Source organism: Kribbella shirazensis, from assembly GCF_011761605.1.
Taxonomy (GTDB): Bacteria; Actinomycetota; Actinomycetes; order Propionibacteriales; family Kribbellaceae; genus Kribbella; species Kribbella shirazensis.
Window position 1 is genome coordinate 8521422 of record NZ_JAASRO010000001.1, and the last position, 17157, is coordinate 8538578.

15 protein-coding genes are annotated in these 17157 nt (G+C 70.0%); 11 read left to right on the forward strand and 4 right to left on the reverse strand.

Annotated elements, in window-relative coordinates; all coding sequences use genetic code 11:
- Positions 1 to 48: 48 nt before the first annotated feature.
- The 3 genes from BJY22_RS40550 to BJY22_RS40560 are packed head-to-tail and all read left to right on the forward strand — an operon-like array spanning position 49 to position 4189.
- On the forward strand, positions 49 to 2220 hold the full coding sequence (locus BJY22_RS40550) for an MMPL family transporter (RefSeq protein ID WP_167217570.1): 2172 nt from the start codon (positions 49 to 51) through the stop codon (positions 2218 to 2220).
- Between the two features lie 45 nt (positions 2221 to 2265).
- On the forward strand, positions 2266 to 2676 hold the full coding sequence (gene panD, locus BJY22_RS40555) for an aspartate 1-decarboxylase (RefSeq protein WP_167217572.1): 411 nt from the start codon (positions 2266 to 2268) through the stop codon (positions 2674 to 2676).
- Positions 2677 to 2719: 43 nt separating this feature from the next.
- Entirely contained in the window at positions 2720 to 4189 is a 1470-nt protein-coding gene (locus BJY22_RS40560) for an aminopeptidase P family protein (protein ID WP_167217574.1), read from the forward strand.
- Positions 4190 to 4260: 71 nt separating this feature from the next.
- Here the strand turns inward: BJY22_RS40560 and BJY22_RS40565 are convergent, their stop codons facing one another.
- Complete coding sequence (locus BJY22_RS40565) at positions 4261 to 6957, reverse strand: ATP-binding protein (RefSeq protein ID WP_167217576.1); 2697 nt, start codon at positions 6955 to 6957, stop codon at positions 4261 to 4263.
- Between the two features lie 139 nt (positions 6958 to 7096).
- Here BJY22_RS40565 and BJY22_RS40570 point away from each other — a divergent pair, with 139 nt between their 5' ends.
- Both BJY22_RS40570 and BJY22_RS40575 read left to right on the forward strand, forming a co-directional pair.
- Entirely contained in the window at positions 7097 to 7513 is a 417-nt protein-coding gene (locus BJY22_RS40570) for a DoxX family protein (protein ID WP_202891488.1), read from the forward strand.
- Positions 7510 to 8823, forward strand: coding sequence for an FAD-binding oxidoreductase (locus BJY22_RS40575; protein WP_167217578.1), 1314 nt, complete (start codon positions 7510 to 7512; stop codon positions 8821 to 8823). The genes BJY22_RS40570 and BJY22_RS40575 overlap by 4 nt, the downstream gene beginning before the upstream one ends.
- A 3-nt stretch (positions 8824 to 8826) precedes the next feature.
- On the opposite strand, the gene BJY22_RS40580 is transcribed toward BJY22_RS40575, so the two are convergent.
- The gene (locus tag BJY22_RS40580; RefSeq protein ID WP_167217580.1) at positions 8827 to 10770 is read right to left on the reverse strand and encodes a M13 family metallopeptidase; all 1944 of its coding nucleotides are present in this window, start codon (positions 10768 to 10770) and stop codon (positions 8827 to 8829) included.
- 130 nt (positions 10771 to 10900) lie between these two features.
- On the opposite strand from BJY22_RS40580, the gene BJY22_RS40585 reads away from it, so the two are divergent.
- Positions 10901 to 11848, forward strand: coding sequence for an SMP-30/gluconolactonase/LRE family protein (locus BJY22_RS40585; RefSeq protein ID WP_167217582.1), 948 nt, complete (start codon positions 10901 to 10903; stop codon positions 11846 to 11848).
- 3 nt (positions 11849 to 11851) lie between these two features.
- Here BJY22_RS40585 and BJY22_RS40590 read toward each other — a convergent pair whose 3' ends face one another.
- Together BJY22_RS40590 and BJY22_RS40595 are read right to left on the reverse strand one after the other, a co-directional pair.
- Complete coding sequence (locus BJY22_RS40590) at positions 11852 to 12145, reverse strand: HU family DNA-binding protein (RefSeq protein WP_167217584.1); 294 nt, start codon at positions 12143 to 12145, stop codon at positions 11852 to 11854.
- Between the two features lie 84 nt (positions 12146 to 12229).
- The gene (locus tag BJY22_RS40595) at positions 12230 to 13015 is read right to left on the reverse strand and encodes a phytanoyl-CoA dioxygenase family protein (protein ID WP_167217586.1); all 786 of its coding nucleotides are present in this window, start codon (positions 13013 to 13015) and stop codon (positions 12230 to 12232) included.
- Between the two features lie 71 nt (positions 13016 to 13086).
- Between BJY22_RS40595 and BJY22_RS40600 the strand changes: the two genes are divergently transcribed.
- The 5 genes from BJY22_RS40600 to BJY22_RS40620 all read left to right on the forward strand — a co-directional run bounded on the left by BJY22_RS40600 (position 13087) and on the right by BJY22_RS40620 (position 17154).
- Positions 13087 to 13920, forward strand: a complete 834-nt coding sequence (locus BJY22_RS40600) for a helix-turn-helix domain-containing protein (protein WP_167217588.1) — start codon at positions 13087 to 13089, stop codon at positions 13918 to 13920.
- A gap of 53 nt (positions 13921 to 13973) precedes the next feature.
- Positions 13974 to 14987 (forward strand): LCP family protein, encoded by a 1014-nt coding sequence (locus BJY22_RS40605; protein WP_167217590.1) that lies wholly within the window; start codon positions 13974 to 13976, stop codon positions 14985 to 14987.
- A complete protein-coding gene (locus BJY22_RS40610) occupies positions 14984 to 15772 on the forward strand; it encodes a YndJ family protein (RefSeq protein ID WP_167217592.1) in 789 nt (262 codons plus the stop codon). Before BJY22_RS40605 ends, BJY22_RS40610 begins: the two co-directional genes overlap by 4 nt.
- Positions 15759 to 16313 carry a DUF1990 family protein gene (locus BJY22_RS40615; RefSeq protein WP_167217594.1) on the forward strand — a complete coding sequence of 185 codons (555 nt, stop codon included), beginning with the start codon at positions 15759 to 15761 and terminating at the stop codon, positions 16311 to 16313. The genes BJY22_RS40610 and BJY22_RS40615 overlap by 14 nt, the downstream gene beginning before the upstream one ends.
- A 163-nt stretch (positions 16314 to 16476) precedes the next feature.
- Positions 16477 to 17154, forward strand: coding sequence for a uracil-DNA glycosylase (locus BJY22_RS40620; protein WP_167217596.1), 678 nt, complete (start codon positions 16477 to 16479; stop codon positions 17152 to 17154).
- Positions 17155 to 17157: the final 3 nt, after the last annotated feature.

The following is a 17157-nucleotide window of genomic DNA, read 5'->3' on the forward strand; positions in this document are numbered from 1 at the left end:
GCGCCGGGCCGACGCGCGCTACGCCGTACCGCCGGAAGCATCGGCGGCATGGCTACGTATCTCTATCGGCTCGGCCGATTCGCCTTCCGCCGGCGACGGTTCGTCGTACTGATCTGGCTCGGTCTGCTCGCCGCGGGGGTCGCCGGTGCGGCCACGCTCTCCGGGCCGACCGCCAACGGCTTCTCGATTCCCGGCACCGAGTCGCAGCGTGCCGCGGACCTGCTCAACGACCGCTTCCCGCAGGCGGGCGCGGACGCCGCGACCGCCCGCATCGTCTTCCAGGCGCCTGCCGGGCAGAAGCTCACTGACACACCGCAGGTCCAGCAGACTCTGGACCGGCTCGCCGCCGCACCACAGGTCGCCCGCGTCGTCGACCCGTTCAGCGCCAAGGCGATCTCCGCCGACGGCCGCACGGGGTACGCACAGGTCACCTACAAGGTCACCGCGCAGGAGGTCACGCCCGAAGCGCAGGAGGCCGTCGCGGCCGCGCTCGAACCGGCCCGCGCGGCCGGGCTCACGGTCGAGTCCGGCGGCGACGCGCTGCAACCGCAGAGCGAGCAGCAGCTCACCGAGGTGATCGGCATCGGTGTCGCCGCCGTCGTCCTGCTGATCACGTTCGGCTCGCTGATCGCCGCGGGCCTGCCGTTGCTGTCGGCAATCATCGGGGTGGGGATCGGGGTGACCGCGATCTCCGCCGTCAGCGGCTTCGTCGACATCGGTTCCGGTACGCCGATCCTCGCGCTGATGATCGGGCTCGCGGTGTCGATCGACTACGCGCTCTTCATCATGTCGCGGTACCGGCACGAACTCGGCACCGGACTGGACCCGGAGGAGGCCGTCGGCCGCGCGGTCGGCACCGCGGGATCCGCCGTGGTCTTCGCGGGCCTGACCGTGGTGATCGCGCTGGCCGGGCTGTTCGTGGTCGACATCCCGTTCCTCACCCAGATGGGCCTGGCCGCCGCGTTCACCGTGGTCATCGCGGTCGCGATCGCGCTGACGCTGCTGCCGGCGCTGCTCGGGTTCGCCGGGCGGCGGGTCCTCGGCGGCCGGATCCCCGGTCTGCGCGGCGGCGATCCGGAAGCGGCCGGCCGGTCGACCGCGGGCCGGCGCTGGGCGGGCTTCGTCACCCGGCGCCCGCTGGCGGTGCTGCTGGTGACCGTGGCCGGTCTCGGCACGCTGGCGATCCCGGCGGCCGATCTCGAGCTCGGGCTGCCGGACGACAGCACCGCGGCGCCCGACTCCACGCAGCGCAAGGCGTACGAACTGCTCTCCGAAGGCTTCGGGCCCGGGTTCAACGGCCCGCTGATGGTGGTCGTGGACGCCGGTGCGTCCGCCGATCCCCGCGCGGCGGCCGCGGCGACCGCGTCCGCCGTACGCGGGCTGCCCGATGTCACGATGGTGACGCCGCCGGTCTTCAACCCGGCCGGGAACACGGCGTTGCTGACCGTGATTCCGGCGAGCGGCCCGAGTACGCAGGAGACGAAGGATCTGGTCAACGCGATCCGGTCGATGCCGGACCGCGATCGCGCCGAGGTGGCGGTCACCGGGGCGACCGCGGTCAGCATCGACATCTCGGACAAGCTCGGCGGCGCGCTGTTGCCGTACCTGTCGCTGATCGTCGGGCTCGCGTTCCTGCTGCTGATGCTGGTGTTCCGCTCGATCCTGGTGCCGTTGAAGGCGACGCTGGGGTTCCTGCTGACCGTCGTGGCGACGTTCGGGGCCCTGGTCGCGGTCTTCCAGTGGGGCTGGCTGGCCGGGCTGTTCGGGATCGAGGGGCAGACCGGGCCGGTGATCAGCATGCTGCCGATCTTCCTGATCGGCGTGGTGTTCGGGCTCGCGATGGACTACCAGATCTTCCTGGTGACGCGGATGCGCGAGGAACACGTCCACGGCGCGGCGGCGCGGGTGGCCGTCGTCGACGGGTTCTCGCACGGCGCCCGGGTCGTCACCGCGGCGGCGGTGATCATGACCGCGGTGTTCTCCGGGTTCATCCTGTCCGGCGAGACGCTGATCCGCGAGATGGGCTTCGGGCTGGCCCTGGCGGTCGCGATCGACGCCTTCGTGGTCCGGATGACTGTCGTACCGGCGGTGATGGCCCTGCTCGGCCGGCGCGCCTGGTACCTCCCCCGCTGGCTCGACCGGCTCCTCCCGAACGTCGACGTCGAAGGCGACTCGCTCCGCCGCCCCGCGGCCGAACGGGAGACTGAACCGGTTGGGTGATGGCGGCCACTGACAGCGGGGCGTCCGGACCGGATGATGGCCGCCATGTGGCGCGAGATGATGAAGTCGAAGGTGCACCGGGCGAAGGTGACGCAGGCCGATCTGGACTATGTCGGATCGTGCACGCTGGACGCGGCGCTGATGGAGGCCGCCGACCTGCTGCCCGGCGAGAAGGTGGACATCGTCGACATCACCAACGGTCACCGCCTGTCGACGTACCTCATCGAGGGGCCCCGCGGGTCCGGGATCGTCGGGATCAACGGGGCCGCGGCGCACCTCGTGCATCCCGGCGACCTGGTGATCCTGATCGCGTACGGGATGTTCGACACCGCCGAGGCGAAGGTTTTCACACCGAGCGTAGTCTTCGTGGACGAGCACAATGCGATCACCCGCATCGGCTCCGACCCCGCCGAGGCGCTGCCCGGCACGCTGCGCGGGGACCAACTGCACCCGTAGCCACGACCGGCGCCACCACCGCCGAGATGAGGACTGGTCGACGATGACTGACCCGACCGAGACCGCCGACGCCGCCACCGAAAACACCGGCACCGAAGCCGCGCCGAAGACGGCTTCGCACGACAACGAGCCGAGCCCGAAGCTGCGCGCGTTCATGAACTCGGGCTGGGCCGACTCCGAGCGGCACGACCTGTCGCTGAGCGACGTCGGCGTGTGGGCCGCGAAGCGCCGGGACGCGCTGTCGCAGGCGTTCCCGGGCGAGCGGCTGGTGATCCCGGCCGGTACCTACAAGGTCCGGTCGAACGACACCGACTACGTCTTCCGGCCGCACACCGACTACGTGTGGCTGACCGGCAACCAGACCTCCGACGCCGTGCTCGTCCTGGAGCCGAACGGCACCTCCGGTCACGACGCGGTGCTGTACTTCCGGCCGCGCGCCGACCGTTCCGAGGGCGAGGAGTTCTGGCGCGACCGGATGTACGGCGAGCTGTGGGCCGGCCGGCGGCCGTCGCTGACCGAGACCGCCAAGGAGTTCGGGATCGAGACGCGGCACGTCGACCAGTTGGCCGACGCGCTGAAGTCCGACGTACCGACGCGGGTACGGCGGGACGAGGACCAGTCGATCGCCTCGCTGCTGAGCGGTGCCCGGACGGAGCAGCTCAAGGACGGCGAGCTGGCCGCGACGCTGTCGGAGCTGCGCCTGGTCAAGGACGCGTACGAACTCGAGCAGTTGCGGGACGCGGTCGCGATCACGCACCGCGGTTTCTCCGATGTCCTCGCCGAGATGGACAAGGTCCGGCAGTACGGCGAACGCTGGATCGAGGGCACGTTCTGGCGCCGGGCCCGCGCCGAGGGGAACGACGTCGGCTACACGTCGATCGCCGCCGCCGGCCCGCACGCGACCACGCTGCACTGGATCGAGAACGACGGCCCGGTGAACGACGGCACGCTGATGCTGCTCGACATGGGCGTGGAGAACCGGCAGCTGTACACCGCCGACATCACCCGGACGCTGCCGGTGAACGGCGAGTTCACGCCGCGCCAGCGGGACCTGTACCAGCTGGTGCTGGACGCGCAGAACGCCGGGATCGCGGCGCTCACGCCGGGTGCGGCGTTCCGCGCCGGGCACGAGGCAGCGATGGAGGTCATCGTCCGCGGCCTGGACGCGATGGAGCTGCTGCCGGTGTCGGCCGAGGAGGCGCTCGACCCCGAGAGCCGCCTGTACCAGCGCTACACCCTGCACGGCGTCAGCCACATGCTCGGCCTCGACGTCCACGACTGCGCGTCGGCCCGCGACGAGAACTACCGCAAGGGCACCGTCCAGCCCGGCTACGTCCTGACCGTCGAGCCCGGCCTGTACTTCCAGTCCGACGACCTCACCGTCCCGGAGGACCTGCGCGGCATCGGCATCCGCATCGAGGACGACATCCTGATCACCGACCAGGGCCCTGAGAACCTCTCCGAGGCCATGCCCCGCACCGTCGACGGCATCCAGGACTGGATGTCCTCCTGACCCCACCCCCTGCGCCGAGTCGTGGCGATTGGTTCTCACCTGCCCCGTCGAGTCGTGAAAAGAGGTTGCCGTCAGGCGCCGTCTTCCACGACTCGGCGGCTAGGGGCGGCGACTTGGAGAGCCGCGAGGTCCGCGTGGGCCTGGGTCGCCTGGGTCGGGTGTAGCGCCAGGGTGGCGGCTCGTTCGAAGTGGGCGCCGATGTGGTCGAAGGCCTCGGCAGCCTGGGCGAGGGCGTCGAGGTCGCCGGAGGAGCGGGCGGTGGCTCGGAGGAGGCAGGCGGCGGCCCAGTCGTTCTGGGCGGCGTCCGGTGCGATCGCCGCGAGGAGGTCGGGGGCGTCGGGCAGGCCGGCGACCACGGCGAGCTCCGCGGCGGCGGCACGCGCGTAGGGCTCCCACCACCGTTCGCCGAATCCCGCGAATGCCCGCCGTGCGACGTCAGGGGCTTGCTGGACGGCACCAAGGTGTACGGCGACCCGCGCCCGCGCGAACGTGTACGGCGCGGGCAGCCAAGGAGCGTCCTCCAGCTCCACACACCGGGACACCTCTAGGGCCCGCGCCTGCCAGACCTCGAACAAGCCGTCGTCGCGCAGTCCGTGCACCATGCCGGCCAGGGACATCGCGGACGCCATCCACTCGACCGGCGGGGCTCCCGCGTTCCGCCAGCGTTCCCAGAGCGCGTCGGCGTGCTCCACGCAGGCGTCGAACTGCCCGGTCAGCGCACAGACCCGGATCAGTCGCGGCAACGAGATGTACGGATGATCACCGACCGGATCGTCGGCCGAACCCACCGCCGCCAGCGCCGCGGGCAGGTCGCCGACCGCGGCCGCCGTGGTCGGCGCGACATGGAAGGCGTCGATGATCTCGGCCGCCGCATACGGATCGTGGCGCGGGAGCGGACCGATCAGCCGCATCCGTTCCACGGCGTACGAACGGGCGTCGCGCAGCCGTCCCGAATTCCCGGCCGCCACAGTCTGGGCGTCGAGCGCACCCGCGATCAGGACCGGATCACCGGTCCGCCTGGCCGCGTCGACGGCCCGCTGGGCGAGCTCCGGATCGGCACCGACGCGCCGGCCGCCGTGATCCCACGCCTGGGCGGTCGCGAGCAGCGCGTCCACCTGCGGGTCGCCGGGTCGGGCGCTGCCGAGCGCCTGCCGGAGCAGCAGTTCGCTGCGCTCCGCAGGTACGTCGTACAGCGACCCGGTGGGGTACCGGTTCATCGCGATCACCGCCAGCGCGAGCATCCTCGCCCGGACGTTGCCATCGGCAACCGACCGTTCGGCCGCGTCGAGCAGCAACCGCACCCCGGTCTCCGCATCCGAGATCGCGAGCGTGGCATCGGCGGCCGACCGCAGATCGAGCGCGGCGGCGACCCCGTCCGCCGCACGGTCGGCCGCCGACCGGTAATGGTCGACGGACTCCAGGAACTCACGCCTGGCGAAGCTCAGATGCCCGAGCGACCGCGCCAGCCGGTGCGCCGCCGGATCAGGTGCCGCGGCGGTCGAGGCGAGCGCGGCCCGGAGATCGCCGGCGACCTCGTCGTACGGCGGCTGCCACCCGGAGCTGTCGAGTCTGCTCTCGAGCACTGCGGCGGTGTCGGCGGCCCAGCGCAGGCAGCGGTCCCGAGCGATGGCCAGTTCGTCGTCCGTCAGCTGCTCGCGGGCGAACTCCCGGATCGTCTCGAGCAGCCGCCAGCGCGATCCCCGGCGTACGGCGAGACTCTTGTCCGTCAGCCGGCCGAGCAGGTCCGCGACCTCGCTCCGCCCGAGCTCCGGGCTGGTCGCGCAGGCTGCGTCCAGGTCGAATCCACCGACATAGATGGACAGCCGCCGGAAGAGCAGGCGTTCCTGGTCGTCGAGCAGCTCGTGGCTCCAGCCGATCACCGCGGCCAGCGACCGGTGCCGGACGTCCACGCCGCGCCCGCCGGCGAGCAGCCGGAGCCTGTCGTCGAGCGCCGCCTTTAGACCGTCGGCTCCGAGCGAACCGATCCTGGCCGCGGCGAGTTCGATCGCCAGCGGCATGCCGTCCAGCCGCGCGCAGATCTCGGCGAGGTCAGCTGCCGGCGCCGTGAAGGACGGGTCGACAGCCCGCGCCCGGTCGGTGAACAGCTCCGTCGCGGCATCCAGCGGCGGCAGCAGCACGGTCGTCTCCGCCGGTACGCCGAGCCGCTCGCGGCTGGTCGCGAGAATGGTCACCTCCGGACAGGCCCGGAGCAGTTGCTCCACCAGTACGGCGACCTCGTCGACCAGGTGCTCGCAGTTGTCCAGGACCAGCAGTGATCGGCCCTGCTGCAGATGCTCGAACAGGACCTGCTCCAGACTCTGCGGCGGGCGCTCGGTCACTCCGAGCGCTGTTGCCACTGCCCTGGGCACCAGTCCGTCCCGAACCGGAACCAGGTCGACGAACGCACCTGCTGCGCCCACCTCGGCCGCCACGACGGCTGCCAGCCTCGTCTTGCCCATGCCACCAGGTCCGAGCAGCGTCACCAGCCGGGACTGCTCGAGCGCCGTTCGCACCGCCGTCGTCTCGCTGGATCGCCCGACAAACGTGGTCCGGCCGGCGGGCAGCCCGGTCACGCCCGGACCACGCTGCGCTCCGGCCAGATCGGCGAGTTCGCGGCGGTCGGTGACGCCGTACTTGCGCAGCAGCGACGAGACATGGCTCTCGACCGTGCGGACGGAGATGTGCAGTGCCCGGGCGATCTGCGCGTTCGACCGGTGGTCGGCGACCGCCGCCAGCACTTCGGCCTCGCGCGCGGACACCTCGTTCATCCGCCCATCATGGCCGATCGGTGGGCTCGCCGTGGGTGAATCTGTGGTGGATCCGTGGTGGATCCGTGGTCGGCACGGATGCCTCTCGCGGGTCGCCGGCGTGAAGGTCGTCGTACCAGAACAACTCGTGGAGGTAGCGATGAGCACGACGATGACGACGACACGCAGGGTCCGGCCGGGCACGGTCGCGCTGTGGGCGGTGCAGGTGGTGCTGGCCGCGCTGTTCGTGATGGCGGGGCTGCCCAAATTGTCGGGCGGACAGATCATGGTCGACCTGTTCGACGCGGTGGGTGCCGGTCAGTGGTTGCGGTACGTGGTCGGTGTGCTGGAAGTGGCGGGGGCGATCGGGCTGCTGATTCCGCGGCTGTGCGGTCTCGCCGCGCTCGGCCTGAGCGGGCTGATGGCCGGCGCGGCCATCACCAACATCTTCGCGCTGGGCGCGTCGCCGGGGATCCCGCTTGGGTATCTGCTGGTGGCGGCCGTGATCGCGTGGTTCCGCCGGGCGTCGATCCGCGCGGCCGTCGACTCGGTGCTTCGTTCGGAGGTTCGGCGATGACGATTGCGGCGTTCGACGGGCTCCTGACCCGGCCGGGGGATCCGGAGTACGACTCCGGCCGGTCGGTCTGGAACGCGATGGTGGACCGGCGGCCGGCCCTGATCGCGCGGTGTGCCAGTACGGCGGACGTGGTGGCGGCGCTGCGCTACGGCCGGGATGCCGGGCTGGAGATCGGCGTCCGGTGCGGCGGGCACAGCTTCCTCGGGCTACCTGTGGTGGAGGGCGGTCTCCTGATCGATCTGTCCGCGCTGAACTCCGTGCAGGTGGATCCCGTCAGCCGCCGGGCCCGGGTCGGAGGCGGTGCGCTGCTGGGCGCCCTGGACGTCGCCAGCCAGCGGTACGGACTGGCGACCACGGCCGGCAACGTCTCGCACACCGGCGTCGGCGGACTCACGCTGGGCGGCGGCGTCGGGTGGCTGGCACGTGCGTACGGGCTGACGTGCGACAACGTGGCGTCGTACGAGCTGGTCACCGCGGACGGCGCCGTACTGCGGGTCAGCGAGACCGAGCACCCGGACCTCTTCTGGGGACTACGTGGTGGAGGTGGGAGCTTCGGTGTGGTCACCGCGTTCGAATTCCGTCTGCACCCGGTGGGGACCCAGGCGCTGACCGTGAACCTCTTCTACGACCTGGACGACGCTGGTACGGCTTTACGCGGCTGGCGGGACCTGTTCCCGGAGGCGCCGCGGCAGGCGACTCCGGTCGCCCGTTTCGGCCGGCGGGACGAGTACGGCGGGCGCCCGATGGCGAGCATCGGGTACGTGTGGGTCGGCGATGTGAACGACGGACGCCGGCTGCTTCCGTCGTACCAGGCGATCGGCAGGCCGGCGGGACAGCAGATCCGGGAGCTCAGCTACCTGGAGCTGCAGACCCAGTCCGACGACGACGAACGACACGCCCTGCGGCGCTACTGCAAAGGGCACTACCTGCGATCCCTGCCGGACGCCGCCATCGACGCTTTCCTTGCCTGGGACAACAACCCGGGAGCACGGATGACGCTCAACGGCGGCGCGATCGGCGACGTACCGGACGGCGCGACGGCGTACAGCCACCGCGACGCGCTGGTCGAGTTCACCACCGGCGACGACTGGACCGACCCCGGGGAGGACGAGGCCCGGATCAGCGGCGCCCGGGCCTACGCCGCCGCTCTCGAGCCCTACACCAGCGGCAGCTACGTCAACACCATCGCCGACGACGACCCTGCCGTGGTCCACCGCGCCTACTCCCCGGAGAAGCTCGTCCTCCTGCACCAGCTCAAGGACGCCTACGACCCGGACAACGTCTTCACCCGCGGCGCCTTGAGGACGTGAGGGCTACCAGATGCGGACCCGGTCCTCGGGGGCCAGCCACATGCCGTCGGAGTCCGTTGTCTTGAAGGTGCTGTGGAACTCGTCGATGTTCTTCACCACCGCGTTGCAGCGGAACTCCGGCGGGGAGTGCGGGTCGATGGCGAGGCGACGGGCGGCCTCCTCGGGACGGGTCTTCGTCGCCCAGGCGTGCGCCCAGGCGGCGAAGAAGCGCTCGGCGCCGGCCTGCAGCTCCTCCTCGGTCTCGCTGCCGTCCAGGGACAACTGGTACGCGACGTACGCGATCGACAGACCGCCCAGGTCGCCGATGTTCTCGCCGAGGGTGAGCTTGCCGTTCACCTTCTGGCCGGGCGTCTCGGCCGGCTCCAGTGCGGCGTACTGCGCGACGAGCTTGTCGGTGCGCTGCTCGAAGGCGGCGCGGTCCGCGTCGGTCCACCAGTCGTTGAGGTTGCCGTCGGCGTCGTACCGCGAGCCCTGGTCGTCGAAGCCGTGACCGATCTCGTGGCCGATCACCGCGCCGATCGCGCCGTAGTTCGTGGCGTCGTCGGCGACCAGGTCGAAGAACGGCGGCTGCAGGATGCCGGCCGGGAAGACGATCTCGTTCATCCGCGGGTTGTAGTACGCGTTCACGGTCTGCGGCGTCATGCGCCACTCGGTCCGATCGACGGGCTTGCCCAGCTTGGCGAGGTCCCGCGCGGTCTCGACGGCGACCGAGCGGCGAACGTTCCCGAACAGGTCGGCCGGGTCGATCTCGAGCGCCGAGTAGTCCTTCCACTCGTCCGGGTACCCGATCTTCGGCACGAAGGTGCCGAGCTTGTCCAGCGCCCGCTGCCGCGTCTCCGGGCCCATCCAGTCCAGCGCCTCGATCCGCTGCCGGTACGCGGCGACCAGGTTCTGCACGAGCTCGACCATGCGGGCCTTGGCGTCCGGCGGGAAGTGCTCGGCGACGTACAGCTTGCCGAGCGCCTCACCCAGCGCCTGCTCGACCGCACCGACCGCGCGCTTCCAGCGCTCGCGCAGCTCGGGCGCACCGGTCAGGGTCTTGCCGTAGAAGGCGAAGTTCTCGTCGACGAACGCCTGGCTCAGCAGCGGCGCGGCGCTGTGCACGACCCGCCAGCTCAGCCACTCCTTCCACCGGTCCAGGTCGACCTCCCGCAGCGCGGTCGCCGCGGCGGTCAGGAAGTCCGGCTCGCGCACTACAACCTCGGCGAACGCGCTGTCCGGTACGCCGGCGCCGGTCAGCCAGGTCGCCCAGTCGAAGCCGGGGGTGAGCTCCTCGAGCCCGGCCCGGTCGAGCTTGTTGTAGGTCAGCTGCACATCGCGGTCCTTCACCCGGTCCCAGTGGGCGCCGGCGAGCCGGGTCTCCAGCTCGAGGATCCGGTCGGCGGACCCGGCCGGATCCGGCAGTCCGGCCAGCTCGAGCAGCTTCGCCACATGTGCGACGTACGCCGTCCTGATCTCGGCGAAGCTGTCCTCGCGGTAGTACGACTCGTCGGGCAGGCTGAGGCCGCCCTGGGTCAGGTGGACGATGTTCTGGTCGGACTTCTTCGCGTCGGCGTCCACCCAGTAGTGGAAGACACCCGGCACGCCCTGCAGCTCGAGCTGCCCGAGGACCGACACCAGGCCGGCCACGTCGGTGACGCCGCGGACCAGGGCGAGCTGGTCGGCGATCGGCTCGGCGCCCAGCCGCTCGATCGTCTCGGTGTCCATGAAGCTGGTGTAGAGGTCGGCGATCTTCCGCGGCTCGCTGCCTTCCGGGTGCCCGGCCGCGACGGTCTTCTCGACGATCGCCCGGACGTCCTGCTCGGCGGTGTCCCAGAGCGCGTGGAACGCGCCGTGGATCGCCTTGTCCGCGGGGATCTCGTGCTCGGCCAGCCACGCCCCGTTCACGAACCGGTACAGATCGTCCTGCGCTCGCGCCGCCGCCGACCCGTCGATTCCTGCTGTCATCCGTAGCCCCTTGTCCCAAGTGGAGTTGCTGCCAGCGAACATACCCGTTTCGCCGCGAGGCCGGTTTGAACTATCCACAGGACCGGAACGTTCTCCCGGGTAAAGAACACGGATCAGGGAGGACCCGCCCATGTCGCACCTCGTCCGTCGACTCGTCACGCTGGCCAGTGCGTCCGTCGCACTGCTCGGCCTGGTGAGTACGTCGGCAGCTACCGCCACACCGACCACGACAAGTTCATCGGCAGCGTTCCCGGCCCGGATCGAGCTGCCCGCCGGATTCCAGCCCGAAGGCATCGCGATCGCCCGGAGTACGGCGTACTTCGGATCCCGCGTCGACGGCGACATCTACGCCGCCGACCTGCGCACCGGCCGGGGTGAGGTGATCAGCCAGGGCCCGGGCACCGGGTCGCTCGGGATGAAGGTGGACCGGTTCGGCCGCCTGTTCGTCGCCGGCGCCGCCGGTGGGAACGGCCGGGTGATCGACACCCGTACCGGCGCCGTCCTGGCGAGCTACACGTTCACCACCGCGACACCGACGTTCGTGAACGACGTGATCCTCGGCCACGACGGGGCGTACTTCACCGACTCGCAGCGGCCGGTGTTCTACAAGGTCCCGTTCGGCCGCGACGGCCGTCTCGCCGCGACCGCCGAGACGATCCCGCTCAGCGGCGACTACCAGCACCTGCCCGGCAACAACGCCAACGGCATCTCGCTCACACCGGACGGCCGCGCGCTGATCATGGTGCAGTCGTCGACCGGGTTCCTGCTCCGGGTCGACCCGCGCACCGGCGTGGCGCAGCGGATCGACATCGGTGACGCGCTGATGACCAACGGCGACGGCCTGCTGCTGCGCGACAGCACGCTGTACGTCGTGCAGAACCGCCTCAACAAGATCGCGGTCCTCACGCTGAACCTGGCCGGCACCAAGGGGTCGGTGGTCGACGAGATCACCAGCCCGGACTTCGACGTACCGACGACGGCGGCCGCGTTCGGCGACCGCCTCTACCTGCCGAACGCCCGCTTCACCACTCCGCCGACGCCGACGACCCCCTACTGGGTCACCGCCGTCCGGCGCTGAGTTTCAGCGAGCAGCGCGGAGGTCGCCTCGGGCCGCGGCCTTGAGGCGGCTTCCGCACGACAGGCGCACGGAGTACCCGGCGGGGATGTTCAGCGGCTCACCGGTCTGCGGGTTGCGGCCGGTCCGCGGCGCGCGCATCACCCGCTCGATGCTGAGCAGGCCGGTCAGGGACACCTTGTCGCCGCGCTGCACGGCCTCGGTCACGACGTCACCCAGGGCGTCGAGGACCTTCTCGGCGTGGTTGCGCGGAATGCCCGCCTTGTGCGCTACGCCGGCGATCAGTTCGTTCCGGTTCACGGCTCTCCTCAGACTCGGTTCACACCTTCCGCTCGGAACCTTAACCGAAATGATTGTCGTTAGCGAGAAGCATCCGGATACCGGTCAGAGACCGTCCTGGTCGTGCCAGTGGTTCTGCCACCGAGCATCGATGGCGTCGTCGGCCAGCTGATAGCGAATGTCGGTCGACAGCCGCAGCTCGCTGGACACGTTGTCGAGCGCCGCGTGGATGGTGTGCGCGGTGTGAACCACGACATCACCGGCCTGGTAGTCCGCGACCAGCCAGTCGGCGTCGTACTCCTCCGCCAGTGCGGGCAGGTCCGCGGTGATGGACGCCGCAGGCCGCTTCAGCCGCCCGGCGGCCTCCTCCGCGAGCACCCTGTGATGGCTGCTCTGCAGATAGGTCAGTCCGCCGAGGCTGACCGGGCAGTCACCCAGTGGGATCCAAGCGGACAGCACCTGGTCGCTGCCCTCCCGCAGGTACACCAGGTCGTAGTGCGCCTGCGTCGCCGTACCGATGCCGTTCTCACCGGGCGCCGTCTGCCGGATGATCTTCCGCCGGTGCAGGAACGGCTCACCACCGAGGAACCACGCGAACCACCCCTTCAACGCCGGCTGCGCACAGAACGCGGCGTACTCCGGCCCCGGCACGATCTCCTCGAAGAGCACCTTCCGGTACGACGCCCTGTCCGCAGCAGCACCGGTCAACCCGAAGTAGTACTCCCGAAACGCCCACACCGCCGCCGGCTCCAGCAACCCGGTCAGGAACAGGTAGCCGTCCCGCTGCAGGCGGCTCCGCAGCACCTCCCGATCACCGCGCTCCTCCTCAGGCACCGGAACCAACTCACCCAGCCGCCGCTCGTCCAGCACGTATCCGTTAGAAGTCAGCACCCCTCCATTCCAGCCACGTCCAACAGCGAACGGAATGGACACCCGACCGCAGCTTCTTGGACTCTTGTGGTGTGCACGATTGGTCGATCTACCTGACACCAGGTCCTGCTGAGCGACAACTTGGACTCTTCTGCCTGGGCGTCGGCGAGCAGACGCACGGTACTGCGGCCGCGCCGGAGCGGGCGCTCGGCTGCCACGCGCTCGTCTGGCTCAAGGAAGGACACGGCCACCTGCTCCACGGCCCCGACCGCAAGCTGCACGAAGTACACGCACCTGCGATGCTCTGGCTCTTCCCCGGCGTCGTGCACGGCTACCGACCCGCGACACGCTGGCGCCAGGCCTGGACGCTGTTCAGCGGACCTGCGACCGAGGCACTCACGTCACTCGCTCACCTCGATCCCAGCCGACCAGTCCGTCAGTACTCCGACCCGCGTCCGGTGGACCGCGCTTTCAATCGCTTGCTGCGCGTCAGCACGCAGCGGAACGTAGTACAGCTCACAGGGGCTCTCTACGACCTGATCGGACAGGCTGGTGCGCTACCTGACGACAGCGTGGCGGCCCGGCTCGCGGAGCTCGCGTGTACGCCGATGAGCGTTGAGGACTACGCCAGTACGCTCGGGCTGACCCTGAAGGAGCTGCGCGACGCGGTACGGCGTACGACCGGGTCGACTCCGCAGGAACTGGTCCTGTCCACCAGGCTCAGCTCTGCAAAGGTTCTGCTCGCCGAGGAGGACCTGTCCGTGGCCGCGGTCGCGCGGCGCGTCGGGTACGACGATCCGGCGTACTTCAGCCGCTTGTTCGCAGCTCGGGTGGGCATGTCGCCGGTCGCGTTCCGGCGCTCTGGTTCGATTTCCGGGCCGATTTCCGACCTTTGGAGGAGGCGCCGTCGACTTTCCGACGTGTAAAACCATTCAGTGGGGTGACGTGCCCGGGGGCCGGACACCGATACGGTCGTGGCATGAGTCAAACGCAGCCCATCGACCCGCGACGTGCGAACCAGCGACGGCCGAAAAAGCGCCGCAACTGGTTCCTCCGGACCGTCGGACTGATCGTCCTGCTGTTCGTTCTCACCCTGATCGCGGTCCCGCTCTACGCCTGGGGCCGGATCGACAAGATCGAGGCGATGCCCACCGGCGAGCGGCCGGCGGACACCCCCGGGACGACGTACCTGATGGTCGGGTCGGACGCCCGTGAGGACCTCAGCCGGGCCGAGCGGGCCAGGCTGCACACCGGCGGCGACGCCGGCCCGGCGCGGACCGACTCGATCATGCTGATGCACGTCCCGGAGTCCGGCCCGACGGTGCTGATCAGCATCCCGCGGGACAGCGCGGTGAACATCCCCGGCGTCGAGGGCCGGCAGAAGATCAACGCCGCCTTCAACAAGGGCCCGGCGCTGCTGATCCAGACGCTCGAGAACACGACGGGTCTGCGGATCGACCACTACGTCGAGGTCGGCTTCGGCGGCTTCGCCAGCGTCATCGACAGCGTCGGCGGGATCGAGATGTGCTTGCCGAAGGCAATGAAGGACGACGACGCGCACATCGACCTGCCGGCCGGCTGCCAGGAACTGGACGGCGTGAACGCGCTCGGCTACGTCCGCTCCCGGAAGGCCGACGGCAAGAACGACTTCGGCCGGACCGAGCGGCAACGGCAGATGGTCGGTGCCGTCGCGAAGAAGGCCGCCTCACCGTCCACGATCCTCAACCCGTTCCGGTACTACAGCGTCGCCACCAAGGGCGTCGACGCGCTGACCGTCGACCAGGACATGAACCTGTTCGACTTCGTCAAGTTCGCCCGCGGCATGAAGGCGATCTCCGGCAGCGGCGGTGTCGCGCTGAGCGTGCCGACGAGTGACGACAACTACGGCCTGTGCTGCAACCGCGGCTCGGCCGTGAAGTGGGACACCAAGAAGGCGACCGCACTGTTCGACGCCCTCAAACAGGACAACACCAGCGGCCTGAAGAGCAGTTGAACGTCCTCGTCCACGCGGTGGTGAGCCTGGGCATGCTCGTCATCGTGCCCCTCGGCCTCACCCTGCTCCCGACGCGAACCACCAGCACCCACTGGTGGTTCGCGTTCGCCGTTCCAGGAGCGGTAGCGCTGTGGTTGCCACGCGGTGCTGTGTCGATCGCGCTCGCGTCGATCTACCTCGTCGGCACGCTGGTCCTCATCACACTGGCCGCGCGACACTTCTTCCAGCACAGGACGCTCAGCGCGCGGCAGGTCGCGCTCTACACCGCCCTGGCCACGCCGGCGATCGCAGCGCTCGCACTGGTCGCCGAGCGTTCGTCGTACGAGCTGTTCGGCTTCAACCTGACCGTGCTGTCGCTGACCGTCGCGCACTTCCACTTCGCGGGTTTCGCGGCCGCACTAATGGCCTACCTGGCTGCAGACGGTCTAGCGGCTGTCAGTGTCCCGCTGGGCACTGCGATCGTTCTGCTCGGGTTCTTCCTCGGTGACCCCGTTGAGCTCGCAGGAGCAGTCGTGCTGACCACAGGTATGTGGCTCGTCGGTTGGAACCTCTGGCGGCGGTCACGTCGAGCCGACCGGAGTACGGCGGTGCTCCTGGTCATCTCGGGATCAGTACTCGTAGTAACGATGCTCTTGGCTGTCACGTGGGCACTGGGCCATGTGGTGGACACGCCGTACCTGCCGTTGGAGTGGATGGTTGCCACGCACGGTGTGGCGAATGCGGTTGGCTTTGCGCTGTGCGGCGTACTGGCGATGCGACGGGAGGCACGTAATGCAGCTGGATGACCTTGCAGGACTGCGATTCACGTACGACGAGGTGGGGTCGACGCAGTACGACGAGACGCCCGAGGGGTTCCACCGGCTCGAGCACCGCGAGCGGATCGGTACTGGCGACGAGGTGTTCCAGCGAGCCGCTGACGGGCTGCTGACGTGGCGCATGCACCGTGCGGCCGGTCTGCCCGTGACGGCGACCCACACGCCGCCTCAGGTCGGCACCGACTCCCTTGGCCGCCTCGGCCCGGGCATGCTGATCAGCCGGTTCCGGACGATGACCCAGCTCGGCCTACCGGTCCCGTGCCGGGTCGTCTGGGTCGTCAACGAGCCGGACCGCATCGGCTTCGCGTACGGAACGCTGGAAGGCCACCCCGAGGCCGGCGAGGAGTTGTTCCTCGTCACCCGTGAGTCCGACGACGTCTACGCCACCATCCGCGCCTACAGCCGCCCGGCCACCTGGTACACCCGTCTGGCCGGCCCCGTCACCCGCAAGGCCCAGCAGTACGCAGCCGGCCGCTACGCCGCGGCCCTGCGCCGCCTCGCCACGCCATAACTCCACCGCATGACTCCACCCATGACAGGGCCCCGCAAGCCCATACCTTGCGGGGCCGCGACCTTTGTACCGTCTGTGGCAACACCAGCGTTCGAGCGACACGCGAACAACGAGCGACAACCCGGGGTGCACCAGGGGTCGCAGTACTGCGAGACTGTGGCGGGTGAGTCCTAAGACGTTGTCGGATCTGGTGGCGCCGGACTGGGCGGAGGCGCTGGCTCCGGTCGAAGACACTGTGGCGCGGATGGGTGAGTTCCTGCGCGGAGAGATCGCTGCGGGGCGGGCCTATCTGCCGGCCGGCGAGAACGTACTGCGCGCGTTCCACCGCCCGCTGGCGCAGGTGAAGGTCCTCGTGGTCGGGCAGGATCCGTACCCGACTCCCGGGCACCCGGTGGGCCTCAGCTTCTCGGTGGCCCCCGACGTACGGCCGATCCCGCGGAGCCTCGCGAACATCTACCGCGAGCTGATGGCGGACGTCGGCGTACCGGCGCCCTCCAACGGCGACCTGACGCCGTGGGCCGACCAGGGCGTGCTGATGCTCAACAGAGTGCTGACCGTGCAGCCGGGGAAGTCCGGCGCGCACCGCGGCAAGGGCTGGGAGAGCGTCACCGAGCAGGCGATCCACGCGCTGGTGAACCGCGGCGGCCCGCTGGTCGCGATCCTCTGGGGCCGCGACGCCCAGACGCTGAAGCCGATGCTGGGCAACACGCCGTACGTCGAGAGCGCCCACCCGAGCCCCATGTCCGCGGACCGCGGCTTCTTCGGCTCCCGCCCGTTCAGCCGCGTCAACGCACTCCTCGTCGAGCAGGGCGCAGAACCCGTCGACTGGCGACTGCCCTAACCC